We start from the raw sequence: 12,850 nt of genomic DNA, 5'->3' as shown, positions 1-12,850 counted from the left end.
CGAAGTTATTGACGCATCGTTGAAAGCACCGGCCGGCCTCCCTATAACGGGGGCAGGACGAGGGAGCTGCGCTTCCACGTATTTGGGAGTGGCAAACAAAGAGGTTTTGATGCCCTGGAGCAATCAGAATGGCGGCGGCGGCCCGTGGGGCGGCGGCGGCGGCAATAATCAGGGCCCATGGGGTGGCGGTGGTTCGAACCGTCCTCGGGGCGGTGGCGGAAGCGGAAGTGGTGGTCCTCCGGATCTGGAAGACCTGATCCGCCGCAGCCAGGACCGTCTTCGCGGGATCGTCCCTGGTGGCTTCAACGGCGGGGCTGCGGTCTTCGTCGTCCTCGCGATCGTTGCGTTCCTAGCGATCCAGTCCGTCTATACCGTTCAGCCGGATGAGCGCGGCGTGGAACTTCGCTTCGGCAAGCCGAAGGAAGAAATCTCCATGCCCGGCCTGCATTTCCATTTCTGGCCCTTCGAGACCGTCGAGATCGTCAAGGTCACCGAGCAGCAGCAGAATATCGGTGCTGCAGGCAGCGCCCAATCCTCCGCTGGCCTCATGCTGTCTGGGGACCAGAACATCGTCAACGTGCAGTTCTCGGTGCTCTATACCGTCAGCGACCCGAAGGCCTATCTCTTCAACCTGGAAAGCCCCTCAGCCACGTTGCAGCAGGTCGCCGAGAGCGCCATGCGCGAGGTGGTCGGTCGCCGCCCGGCGCAGGATATCTTCCGCGACAATCGTGAGGACATCTCGACCGAGGTCCGCGCGATCATTCAGGGGACGATGGACACCTACGGTTCCGGCATCTCCATCAATGCCGTACCGATCGAGGATGCGGCTCCGCCGCGCGAAGTCGCCGATGCCTTCGAAGAAGTGCAGCGCGCCGAGCAGGATGAGGACCGTTTCGTCGAAGAGGCCAACCAGTACGCCAACCAGCAACTGGGTCAGGCTCGCGGTCAAGCCGCGCAGATCCGCGAAGAGGCGGCAGCCTACAAGGATCGCGTCGTGAACGAGGCACAGGGTGAGGCGCAGCGCTTCATCTCCATCTATGACGAATATGCCACCGCCCCAGAGGTCACGCGCCAGCGTATCTTCCTCGAGACCATGGAGACGGTCCTGAAGAATTCCAACAAGATCATCATGGATGAGCGGCAGGGCGTCGTTCCGTACCTGCCCCTCAACGAACTGAACCGTGGCAGCAGCCAGCAGGGGGATAACCGATGAGTTCCAATCGCCTCCCAGCTATTTTGATCGGTCTCGCGATCCTGCTCTTCCTCATTTACTCGTCCGTCTTCGTGGTGAACGAGCGGGAGCAGGCTATCGTTGTCCGCTTCGGTGAGATTCAGGACGTAAAGGCGGAGCCTGGCCTGTACTTCAAACTGCCCTTCGCCTTCATGGACGCTGACCGGGTGCAGTATGTTGAGGACCGGGCGCTACGCTTCGATCTCGACGACATCCGCGTCCAGGTCCGCGGCGGTGCCTTCTACGAGGTCGACGCGTTCGTGGTCTACCAGATCAGCGATCCCCGGCGGTTCCGCGAAACGGTTTCCGGCGACCGGGAGGCTGCCGAGGCCCGTCTTCGCACCCGTCTCGACGCCGCTCTTCGCCGTGTCTATGGTCTGCGCAACTTCGATGCAGCCCTGTCGGACGAACGGTCGCAGATGATGCAGGAAGTCAATGCACAGCTGCGCGATGCGGCCGAGTCGCTGGGCCTTGCAGTCCGCGACGTCCGTATCCGTCGCACGGACCTTACCCAGGAAGTCTCGCAGCAGACCTTCGAGCGGATGAAGGCCGAGCGTCTCGCCGAAGCCGAACTGATCCGTGCCCGCGGTAACGAACTGGGCCAGACGCGGCGCGCGATCGCCGACCGTCAGGTGGTGGAGATCGTCTCCGCTGCCCAGCGAGACTCCGAAATCATCCGAGGCGAAGGCGATGCTGAACGCACGAAGATTTTCGGCGAGGCATTCGGTCGCGATCCTGGCTTTTTCGAATTCTACCGGTCGATGCGGGCCTATGTCGCCTCCATCGCCGATCAGGGCACGACCATGGTCCTGTCGCCGGATTCGGAGTTCTTCAAGTACCTGAACAATTCGCAAGGGGGCTCTGCTGGTGTCTCCAGCCAGACACCGACGGCTCCGCCCGCTGCGGCGGGGGCTTCGCCAGGTGTTCCTGCGGCACCTGCAAATGGCGGTTGATGCAAGAGGCGGCTCCGGCCGCCTCTTTTCATTCGAGCATCGTTCCTGCTGCCTGCATGTCTCACGAAAAAGGCAATTTCTTCGGTCTTCAATCCGCCCTATCTTGCGGGGAAAGTCAGCAGGATGTGCTGTGGCGGCATAGCCTCAGTCAGGATATTCATACAAGGGGGGCCCGATGGCTCAATCGGTTCTATCGTCGTTGAAGCGTTCCGTCGCAGCGGTCGCCATCGTTGCCATTGCCGCGGGGGCGCAGGCGCAGAAAAGTAGCCCGCCAGCCGATGCACCCCAGGCGCCACAGAATGGCACCCCGAAGCAGGAGGTCGCTCCCCCATCTGCACAGGAAACGCCTCAACGAGAAGCTCAGGATCTGGCACCGGACGCCATGCTGCCTGCGCCCCCGACTGCGGTGCCAACGGTCACGGCCGCGCCTACGACTGGGCCGGCTATAGGCACGGGTCCGGCCTCCGTCGCCGATCTCGCCGAGGGTCTCTTGGATGCCGTGGTGAACATATCGACCTCGCAGAGCGTCGGGGGCGCGGGAGCAGGACCCCAGGCACCGCAGACGCCGGATGGTTCGCCATTTGAAGAGTTCTTCGATGAGTTCTTTGACGGCGATGGGAGCCAGGGGGGAAATCAGAAGGTCAATTCGCTCGGTTCCGGTTTCGTCATCGACCCGTCCGGATTCGTCGTCACCAACAACCACGTTATCGAAGATGCAGACGACATCGAGGTCGTCTTCCCGGACGGCAGCAAGTTGAAGGCGACACTGGTCGGGACCGACCCCAAGACCGATCTCTCGGTCCTGAAGGTGGAGCCGCCGGCGCCGCTCAAGGCGGTCCGTTTCGGCGATTCGCGCCAGATGCGGATCGGCGACTGGGTGATGGCGATCGGCAACCCCTTCGGGCTTGGCGGATCGGTGACCGTGGGCATCATCTCGGCGCGAGGCCGTAACATCAACGCCGGGCCCTATGACAACTTTATCCAGACTGATGCCGCCATCAACAAGGGCAATTCCGGTGGCCCGCTCTTCAACATGAAGGGTGAGGTGATCGGTATCAACACCGCGATCATCTCGCCGTCGGGCGGGTCGATCGGCATCGGCTTCGCCGTGCCCACGGAGCTTGCGCAGAACATCGTCAACCAGTTGATCGAGTTTGGCGAAACGCGGCGTGGCTGGCTCGGCGTGCGGATTCAGCCGGTGACCGATGAGGTGGCGGAAAGCCTGGGGCTGGACAGCGTGCGCGGCGCGCTGGTCTCCGGCGTGGTCAAGGGCGGCCCGGTCGATGACGGCTCGATCAAGGCGGGCGACGTGATCCTGACCTTCGACGGCGTGCCGGTGCGGGAGATGCGCGACCTGCCGCGCGTGGTGGCTGAAAGCCCCGTCGGTAAGGCCGTCGACGTGACGGTTCTGCGTGACGGCAAGGAAGAGACGGTCAAGGTCACGCTTGGACGGCTGGAGGACAGTCCTTCGGACGAGGACGCCGAGGAAGGCGTCAATCCCGAGGGTGAGGAGCCGATGCCCGATGGTGGCGAGCAGGGTGAGGATCAGAATGGAGAGGCGGAGCAAGATCCTGCAGTCGCCCTCGGCATGACGATTGCGCCGCTCGACGACGAGAGGCGCGCCGAGTTTGGCATCGACGATAGCGTCGAGGGTGTCGTGATCACGGATGTCGAGGATGGATCGGCAGCGGCGGACAAGGGCCTGAAGCGGGGTGATGTGATCGTTGAGGTCGCACAGGACTTCGTCGACAGCCCGACGGCGGTGACGGATCGGATCGATGCCCTGAAGGCGGAAGGGCGTCGCAACGTCCACCTGATGATCGCCGATCCGACTGGCGCACTGCGCTTCGTGGCAGTGCCGCTCGAGTAGTCAACGTCCGAGAAAGTCTGCTGTGGCGGCATAGACGACATGCCGCTTGAGATGGGGATGCGTATCGGGCACGCGCGGATGGTCGAAATCCATCTGCGGCCACGGGCGCATGCCGATGCGCTTCATCACCGCCGTCGACCGATGGTTCGCTTCGACGGCGAAGGCAAGCAGGGCGGGGATAGCCTTCTCGTTGAACGCGAAGTCCAACAGTGCCCGGGCGGCTTCCGTCACATAGCCGTTGCCCCAAAAGCGCGTGGCCAGGCGCCAGCCGATCTCGACCGTCTCGGCCGGAAAGATTTCCGGCATATTGGGGTGGGAGAGGCCGCAGAAGCCGATCGGCTCATCGGAGTGCTTCAGTTCCAGGGCATAGAAGCCGAGGCCGGTATCCCGGATCGAGCCGTTGAGCTTGTCGAGGAGCGCATCCGATTCCTGATGGCTGCGGCGGAAGGGAAAGAATTCCATGACCTTGGGATCGGAGTTGATCTCCCGGAAAAGGTCACGGTCGCTCTCTACCCAGTTGCGAACGCGGAGGCGCGGTGTGTCGAGGATGATCAGCGGCGGCTCGTTCAGGGTCATGGGCTCGCAAAATCCGACTTGCGATAGCCCTGGATGTAGAGGAGCGCCGTCAGGTCGCCATGGTCAACCCGCATCCTCGCCTGGGCCGCGACGGTTGGCTTGGCGTGGAGCGCGACGCCCGAGCCGGCAAGGTTCAGCATGCCGAGGTCGTTGGCGCCGTCGCCCACGGCAATGACGTCATCGGTGGAAATGCCGAGCCGGGCGGAGATGTCGATCACGGCGTCGATCTTCGCCTGCTTGCCGAGGATGGGCTCGGCGACCTTGCCGGTCAGAATGCCATCTTCGGCGAGCAGAAGGTTAGCGCGGTTCTCGTGGAAGCCGAGGCGGGCGGCAATCGGATTGGTGAAGACGGTGAACCCGCCGGATACCAGCGCGGTATGGAAGCCGTTCTTCCTCATCGTCGCGATGAGTTCCGGTCCGCCGGATGTCAGCGTGATGCGCTTGGCGATGACCTCGTCGACAACCGAGATAGGCAGGCCCTTCAGGAGTGCGACCCGCTCGCGCAGGGCGGGCTCGAAGGCAATCTCGCCATTCATCGCGCGCGCCGTGATTTCCGCCACCCTGTCCTTGAGGCCAACGACATCGGCGAGTTCGTCGATGCACTCCTGGCCGATCATGGTGGAGTCCATGTCGGCAATCAGGAACTTCTTGCGGCGCGTCTCGGCCTCCTGGATCACGAGATCGACCGGCATTCCCGCCACGGCATCCCGAAGCTTCTGTTCTGCGGCCTCCACGTCGGTGCCGTCGCGCAGCGCAATATCGCAGGCAATCCCGTCCGCCAGCCAGTACAGTCCGGCAGCGTTCACCGCCTCGGCCGCTGTCTCGCCCACGATTGCGGACAGAACGGCATTTGACGGATGGGCGATGAGCGTGGCAACGGAAGCCATATGAAGGACCTTGCAAGAAATTACGACGCGATCCTGATAACGGGGCCGACCGCCAGCGGCAAGTCGGCGCTTGCGCTCCGGTGTGCGGCCGAAACCGGAGGCGTGGTCGTCAATGCCGACAGCATGCAAGTTTATGACACCTTGCGTGTCCTGACCGCGCGTCCATCCGAGGAGGAGATGGCCGGCATCCCGCATCATCTTTACGGTTATGTCAGGGCGACCGATGCCCATTCGACGGGCGAATGGCTGCGCAATGTGGCGGAGCTTCTGCCGCGGCTGCGCGACGAGGGGAGGATGCCGATCTTCGTGGGCGGCACCGGCCTCTACTTCAATGCCCTGACCGGCGGCCTGTCCGACATGCCCGAGATCGCACATGATGTTCGTTCGGGTTTGCGTCAGCGACTGAAGGAGGAAGGGGCGGACCGGCTTCATGCGGAGCTTACGGCGCTCGATCCCGCTGCTGCCGCAACACTCAGGCGGGCGGACGGGCAGCGGATCGTGCGGGCGCTCGAGGTTCTGCACGCGACCGGCCGTTCCATCCTCGACTATCAGGGAAAGCCTGGGCCCGTTGTCGTCAAGGGCGAGCGGGCATTGAAGGTGGTTGCGCTTCCCGACCGGGCGGTCCTGCACGAGCGGATCAACAGGCGCTTCGAGCAGATGTTCGATTGCGGTGCCGTGGAGGAGGTAGAGGCGCTCCTCGCACTTCATCCCGATCCCGATGTTCCCGCCATGAAGGCGATCGGAGTGGCCCAGATCACGGCCATGCTCAAGGGGCAGATGACGGCCGGGGAGGTCATCGAGCGCACATCGGCGCTCACGCGCCAGTACGCGAAACGGCAGATGACCTGGTTCCGCAACCAGATGGACGAGAGCTGGAGGAGGATCGATCCCTCCGAGCCTCAGTCCCTGTTGTCGTAGAGGCTGCTCAGCGGCTTCTTCAGCAAGGTGTCGCGAAGGGACCCCTCCCGACGAAGCGGCTGGGAGGAGCGCAAGCCGCCGTCGGCACGCAGGGAGCGATGGGCCGCTGGCGCGCCGTCATCGGTGACAGGTTGGCGATGGGCCGGTGACGGTTCATACGAGGTTGAAGGCGGCGCGGTGGGCGATCGTGTGGCGCCCGGCAGCATATCCGGACGGTAGCGCTCGGGTCTTGCTGTATCGCCCGGTCTGTATGGGGTCGGTGGAGGGGATGGTGTGACACTTCGAGCCCAGCGGTCCAGTTCCATTTCGCCCATGCCCGAATCCTGTTCCAGGTCGTCGGCATCGCTTCGCCGGAAGGCATTGTCGGCATGATCGGTTCCCTGGCGGCAGGGGCCCAGTTCGGGTGCGCTGACGGAGCGCATCCTTGCAACGACGCTACGAAGGTCAACTGTATCGGGCGTTTCCTCGCTACCCTTGTCGAGGACACCGTTCGCCTTCGGCAGATATCTCTTCTCCACACGGGCGAACTGCAGGCGCATCGGTACGGCTATCGCTTCGCCGAACGCAATCGCTTCGCCATTTCCGAGCGACGAAAGGAAGCTCAGCGTCGAGATGGAGGAGTTCGGGATTGCCGAGCGGATGATTTCCTGGTCGCGGTCGTTCGAAAGGCGCATTGCGAACAATGTCGAGCATTGGGACAGAATCGTCTGGTCCAGTTCCCCCGGTCGCTGGGTGATGACGCCGAGCGACACGCCGTACTTGCGGCCTTCCTTGGCAATGCGGGCAATCGCCTGGCGGGTCGGGAAGAAGCCTCGCTCGGGGTCCGCCGGGACATATCGGTGGGCCTCCTCGCACACGACCAGCATGTGGATGGCGCCGTTGCTCCAGAGGGCGAGCTCGAAAGCCATCCGACAGAGTATCGATGCGATCGAGTTGACCACTTCTGACGGAATGCCCGCCAGCTGAAACGTGCAGATCGGCTTGTCACCGCCCGGAATGCGGAAGATGTGGGCGATGGTCTCCATGATCGTGTCTTGGATCGTGTTGTTGGAGAACATGAAATGATAGCGGGGATCGTTGATCGCCGACATGACTCGCATCTTCAGGTGCCGCAGGACCGGTTTTTCGCCTCGGCCTTCCAGGCGACCGATGCGCTCGTCGATCAGCGCCAGCAGATCCGCCATTCTGTAGGGAACCGGGGTGTCCGCCGTAATGGAGCTTTTCTCGGTCGTGCGGCGCATCAAGCCGGTCTCGCCACCGCGGAACGCCCGCTTCGCTTCCGGGATGAGATCGCGCAGGATGTCGAGTTCCTCGGCGACAGGAGGACGCCCTCGGTAAAGCACTTCCGCAAACTCCTCGAGCTTCATCAGCCAGAAGGGCAGGTCGAGAGTCTCGGGATCGATCACCACCGCATGACCGGGGAAGGCGGCGGCGAACTCGTTGTGCGGATCAAGGATCAGCACCCTGAGCTTCGGGTCGGATTCGATGGCCTTGTGAAGCAGGAGTGATACTGCCGTCGATTTTCCGACCCCGGTGGAGCCGACGATGGCGAAATGCTTGGACAGCATTGACGGTATGTGAATGGCCGCATCGATGGTCTCGTCCTGAGTCAGCTTGCCGATGACGCAGCTGTCGTTCTTGCCCGCGTCGTAGATGCGCAGGAGGTCGGAGGCGCGGATGCGATGGGCAATGGCGCCAAGATAGGGATAGCGGGATATGCCGCCGGAAAATTCTTCTCGGCCATCCGGCCCGACCCGGACTTCGCCCAGCAATTCGGCTTCGATCTGGAAGCTATTGTCGTTCTGCTCGCCCCAGCTTTTTTCATCGGTACTCATCGAGTAGGCGAGGGCCACGACCCGGTTGCTGCCGACACCGATCGAGATCAGGCGTCCGACCGACCAGAGTTCGGTGAGCGCGGTCTCGCCGCTTTCCGCCACGGCCGCAATCGTTGCTTTCGAGCCATTGCAGGCGACCACGCGCCCAAGCATGCGATTGCCTGCGAGATGCGCGTCGCGGCGATCCTGTTCGCCAGCCGAGATGGAACGGTGCAAGTCGTTGTTTCGCAAAACGAAGCCCTGTCGTCGAGCGGGAGGCGGAACGGATGCTCCCAAAGCTGCAGACCAATGCCCAGTGTAGCCCAGCCGATTTAACAAGTGGTGTAAGGGCTTGTGCGGACAGATGGCTGCAGGAGCGGGTAATTTTTCGCCAGATCGCGTTGACGCAGGGCATTAATCTGTCTAACACTTCCGCGCATGACGATTTTGAACGCACTTATCGTGGTGGGAACGCGCATGGGCAGGATGGTGTAACCATCCGGCGTTAGCCACCCATGCGCGGAAAGACAGGCTCCTCAAGGGGCCTTTTTTTATGCCTCGATCACGGAACAGCAGACCAGCAGCGGATGGACCAGACAATGACGGATAGCAACAATCGGATGACGGGAGCGGAGATCGTTCTGAGGGCGCTGAAGGATAACGGGGTGGAGCACATCTTTGGCTATCCCGGTGGTGCGGTCTTGCCGATCTATGACGAGATCTTCCAGCAGGAGGAGATCCAGCACATCCTCGTTCGCCACGAGCAGGGCGCCGGCCACGCCGCGGAAGGCTATGCTCGTTCGACCGGCAAGGTCGGCGTCATGCTGGTCACGTCCGGCCCGGGTGCCACCAATGCCGTAACGCCGCTGCAGGATGCGCTGATGGATTCGGTGCCGCTGGTCTGCATCTCGGGACAAGTCCCGACGACCCTGATCGGCTCGGATGCCTTCCAGGAATGCGACACCGTCGGCATCACGCGGCCCTGCACGAAGCACAACTGGCTGGTCAAGGACGTCAACGAACTGGCGGGCATCATCCACGAGGCCTTCCGTATTGCGCAGACCGGTCGTCCCGGCCCGGTTGTCGTCGACGTTCCGAAGGATATACAATTCGCTACAGGCACCTACACGCCTCCCGGCGAAGCGCCGGTAAACAAGAGCTATACACCGAAGCTGCAGGGCGACCTGAAGGCAATCCAGGCGGCTGTCGAGCTCATGGCGACGGCTAAGCGGCCCGTTCTCTATACGGGCGGCGGAGTAGTCAATTCCGGCCCGGAAGCGTCGCGCCTGCTGCGCGAGCTCGTCGAATTGACGGACTTCCCGATCACCTCGACCCTGATGGGGCTCGGCACCTATCCGGCTTCGGGCAAGAACTGGCTCGGCATGCTCGGCATGCATGGCTCCTACGAAGCGAACATGGCGATGCATGACTGCGACGTCATGGTCTGCATCGGCGCTCGCTTCGATGATCGCATCACCGGTCGGATCAATGCCTTCTCGCCGAACTCGCGGAAGATCCACATCGACATCGACCCGTCGTCGATCAACAAGAATGTCCGCGTCGATATTCCGATCCTCGGCGACGTCGGAACGGTGCTGGAGGATATGGTCCGCCTGTGGCGTGCCCTGCCGACGAAGCCCGAGAAGAGCCAGACGCAGGAGTGGCGTGACAGCATCGACCGCTGGAGAGCGCGCAAGTCCTTCGCCTACAAGCCGTCCAACGACGTCATCATGCCGCAATATGCGATCGAACGGCTCTACGAACTGTCGAAGGGCAGGGAGACCTTCGTGACGACCGAGGTCGGCCAGCACCAGATGTGGGCAGCGCAGTTCTTCGGCTTCGAGGAGCCCAACCGGTGGATGACGTCCGGGGGTCTCGGAACGATGGGCTATGGCCTGCCGGCCGCCATCGGCGTCCAGGTGGCGCATCCGGATGCGCTGGTCATCGACATCGCCGGCGACGCGTCGATCCAGATGTGCATCCAGGAAATGTCCTGTGCCATCCAGTACAATCTGCCGATCAAGATCTTCATCCTCAACAACCAATACATGGGCATGGTGCGCCAGTGGCAGCAGCTTCTGCACGGCAACCGCCTGTCCAACTCCTACACGGAAGCTATGCCGGACTTCGTCAAGCTGGCGGAGGCTTATGGCGCCGTCGGCATGTATTGCGACGACCCAAAGGAGCTCGATGGCAAGATCGAGGAGATGATCGCGGTCAAGAAGCCGGTGATCTTTGACTGCCGCGTGGCCAACCTCGCCAACTGCTTCCCGATGATCCCGTCCGGCAAGGCGCATAACGAGATGCTGCTGCCCGACGAGGCGACCGACGAGGCCGTTGCGACGGCGATCGACGCCAAGGGCCGACAGCTCGTGTAAGCACCGCTTGTTAAAGTCATTCCTGAAGTAGTGGACGCAAACCAATGAATGCCCATCATCTACCCACCGGCTCGGCCTATTTCATCGCTCCCGAGACGGCAAAGGCTGAAAGCCACACGCTCTCGGTGCTCGTCAGCAACGAGCCGGGCGTGCTGGCCCGTGTCATCGGCCTGTTCTCCGGCCGCGGCTACAACATCGAGAGCCTCACCGTCTCGGAGACGGAGCACGAGGCGCATCTGTCGCGAATCACCATCGTGACGCGCGGCACCCCGAGCGTTCTTGAGCAGATCAAGGCGCAGCTCGAGCGCATCGTGCCGGTGCACCGCGTGGTCGACCTGACGGTCAGGGCCCAGAGCCTTGGTCAGGAGCGGCCAATCGAGCGCGAGGTAGCGCTGATCAAGGTCGTGGGCTCCGGCGAGCACCGCGCCGAGACACTGCGGCTTGCCGACGCCTTCCAGGCCAAGGTGGTGGACGCGACGGTCGAGCACTTCATCCTGGAGATTACCGGCAAGTCCTCAAAGATCGACCAGTTCGTAGCGATCCTGAAGCCGCTCGGTCTGATCGAGATCTGCCGCACCGGGATCGCGGCGATGAACCGCGGACCGCAAGGAATGTGATCAGATCATCTCCAGTCGTGTGGGCCGGCTCGGCGGCGGGAAGGCGGCATCCAGTGCGTCCAGATCCTCGTCGGTAAGGTCCAGCGCCGCTGCCTCCCGGTTTTCGGCGACGCGCGCCGCATGGGAGGATTTTGGGATGGCGATCACGCCGTCCCGTTCCAGCAGAAAGGCAAGCGCCACCTGCGCCGGGGTCGCCTGGTAGGCTTTGGCGATGTGGATGAGGGCCTCGTTGCGGGCGAGGCTTCCCTGTTCGATGGGCGAATAGGCCATGAGGGTGATCCCGCGCTCCTGGCACCAGGGCAGGAGATCGTATTCCACGCCCCGGCGCGATAGGTTGTAGAGTACCTGGTTGGCAACACAGTTACGTCCATCGGGGAGCGCAAGTAGTTCCTGCATGTCGCCGAGATCGAAGTTCGAGACACCCCATGCACCGATCTTGCCCTGGCGTCGAAGCGTCTCGAAGGCGTCGACGGTTTCCGCCAGCGGATGCTCTCCGCGCCAGTGGAGGAGATAGAGGTCGATGCGATCGCTCTTCATGCGCTTGAGGCTCCGCTCGCAGGCGGCGATCGTGCCCTCGCGGCTGGCGTTCCAGGGATAGACCTTGCTGACCAGGAAGACGTCGTCCCGCCTTCCGCTGATCGCCTCTCCGACGATCTCCTCGGCACCACCTTCGCCATACATTTCTGCTGTGTCGATCAGTGTCAGGCCGAGGTCGATCCCGTGTCGCAGGGCCTCGACCTCCCGCTGGGCTGCGCGCGCGTCCTCTCCCATCTGCCATGTCCCGAGACCGAGTGCCGGCACGGTGACGCCGTTCGAGAGAGTGACTGTGGGAAGGGTGTCGTCCATCATCGCTTGCTCCTGCACAATGGAGGCAAGATAAGGCGTAACGGTTGTCTGCCAAGCCCGCTTGAAGCTGTGGGGGATTGAGCATAAAGCTTTGACAGGCCGCCCGTCGAACGAGGCGACCATTTGGTCAAATCAACGCATTGGCGCCTGGAGAAGACATGCCGCTGGAGACGTTTCTGGCCTTGGTCCTGTTTGCCTTTACGACCTCGATCACGCCCGGCCCCAACAACATGATGCTGTTTGCTTCCGGCGTGAACTTCGGGTTCCGCCGCACGATCCCGCACATGCTGGGGATAGGCGCAGGCTTCCTGTCGCTGCTGATCGGGGTGGGGCTGGGGCTCGGTGCGCTGATGCAGAGCGTCCCGCTTGTCTACACGCTGCTGAAGTTCGCCGGTGGCGCCTACCTCGTTTGGATTGCGTGGAAGATCGGCACGTCACGCAGTCTTTCTGAGGGTGAGGCGGGGGCGCAGCCGATGAGCTTCCTCGGGGCCGCCGCGTTCCAGTGGGTCAACCCGAAAGCCTGGGTGATGGCGGTGACGGCCATGGCCACCTATACCGACCCGGCCGCCTACGTGCCGACGGTTTTGCTGGTCGGAGTAGCCTTTGCGCTGGTCAACTTGCCAAGCGTCTCGACCTGGGCCGGATTCGGCTCGGCGCTGCGTGACTGGCTGTCGGTGCCGGTGCGGCTCAAGTGGTTCAACATTACCATGGCTGTGCTGCTCGTCATCAGTCTCTGGCCGATGCTCAGGTAGAGGAGGGG

11 protein-coding genes are annotated in these 12,850 nt (G+C 62.8%); 7 read left to right on the top strand and 4 right to left on the bottom strand.

Annotated features, from left to right (window positions below; genetic code table 11):
• Nucleotides 1-109 precede the first annotated feature (109 nt).
• From hflK to FN060_RS09895, 3 genes are all read left to right on the top strand, one after another.
• Complete coding sequence (gene hflK, locus FN060_RS09905; RefSeq protein WP_142587890.1) at nt 110-1,213, top strand: FtsH protease activity modulator HflK; 1,104 nt, start codon at nt 110-112, stop codon at nt 1,211-1,213.
• Nucleotides 1,210-2,184, top strand: a complete 975-nt coding sequence (gene hflC / locus FN060_RS09900) for a protease modulator HflC (protein WP_142587889.1) — start codon at nt 1,210-1,212, stop codon at nt 2,182-2,184. Before hflK ends, hflC begins: the two co-directional genes overlap by 4 nt.
• Before the next feature lie 175 nt (nt 2,185-2,359).
• The gene (locus FN060_RS09895) at nt 2,360-4,054 is read left to right on the top strand and encodes a DegQ family serine endoprotease (protein WP_142587888.1); all 1,695 of its coding nucleotides are present in this window, start codon (nt 2,360-2,362) and stop codon (nt 4,052-4,054) included.
• Here FN060_RS09895 and FN060_RS09890 read toward each other — a convergent pair whose 3' ends face one another.
• Complete coding sequence (locus FN060_RS09890) at nt 4,055-4,609, bottom strand: GNAT family N-acetyltransferase (RefSeq protein WP_142588461.1); 555 nt, start codon at nt 4,607-4,609, stop codon at nt 4,055-4,057.
• 17 nt (nt 4,610-4,626) lie between these two features.
• Entirely contained in the window at nt 4,627-5,517 is an 891-nt protein-coding gene (serB, locus tag FN060_RS09885) for a phosphoserine phosphatase SerB (RefSeq protein ID WP_142587887.1), read from the bottom strand.
• On the opposite strand from serB, the gene miaA reads away from it, so the two are divergent.
• On the top strand, nt 5,518-6,435 hold the full coding sequence (miaA, locus tag FN060_RS09880) for a tRNA (adenosine(37)-N6)-dimethylallyltransferase MiaA (protein ID WP_142587886.1): 918 nt from the start codon (nt 5,518-5,520) through the stop codon (nt 6,433-6,435).
• Here miaA and FN060_RS09875 read toward each other — a convergent pair.
• Nucleotides 6,417-8,501, bottom strand: a complete 2,085-nt coding sequence (locus FN060_RS09875) for an ATP-binding protein (RefSeq protein WP_142587885.1) — start codon at nt 8,499-8,501, stop codon at nt 6,417-6,419. The two genes, miaA and FN060_RS09875, sit on opposite strands and share 19 nt — an antisense overlap.
• Nucleotides 8,502-8,848: 347 nt before the next feature.
• On the opposite strand from FN060_RS09875, the gene FN060_RS09870 reads away from it, so the two are divergent.
• Together FN060_RS09870 and ilvN are read left to right on the top strand one after the other, a co-directional pair.
• Nucleotides 8,849-10,627 (top strand): acetolactate synthase 3 large subunit, encoded by a 1,779-nt coding sequence (locus FN060_RS09870; RefSeq protein WP_183949655.1) that lies wholly within the window; start codon nt 8,849-8,851, stop codon nt 10,625-10,627.
• 44 nt (nt 10,628-10,671) lie between these two features.
• Nucleotides 10,672-11,244 (top strand): acetolactate synthase small subunit, encoded by a 573-nt coding sequence (gene ilvN / locus FN060_RS09865; protein WP_142587883.1) that lies wholly within the window; start codon nt 10,672-10,674, stop codon nt 11,242-11,244.
• Here ilvN and FN060_RS09860 read toward each other — a convergent pair whose 3' ends face one another.
• The gene (locus tag FN060_RS09860) at nt 11,245-12,093 is read right to left on the bottom strand and encodes an aldo/keto reductase (protein WP_142587882.1); all 849 of its coding nucleotides are present in this window, start codon (nt 12,091-12,093) and stop codon (nt 11,245-11,247) included.
• A 155-nt stretch (nt 12,094-12,248) separates the two neighbouring features.
• Between FN060_RS09860 and FN060_RS09855 the strand changes: the two genes are divergently transcribed.
• Entirely contained in the window at nt 12,249-12,842 is a 594-nt protein-coding gene (locus FN060_RS09855; RefSeq protein ID WP_142587881.1) for a LysE family translocator, read from the top strand.
• Nucleotides 12,843-12,850 lie beyond the last annotated feature (8 nt).

This window comes from Pseudorhizobium halotolerans (genome assembly GCF_902153235.2).
GTDB classification, from domain to species: Bacteria; Pseudomonadota; Alphaproteobacteria; order Rhizobiales; family Rhizobiaceae; genus Neorhizobium; species Neorhizobium flavum.
The sequence above is the reverse complement of the archived record's forward strand: the minus strand, read 5'-3'. Positions and strand labels throughout refer to the sequence as shown.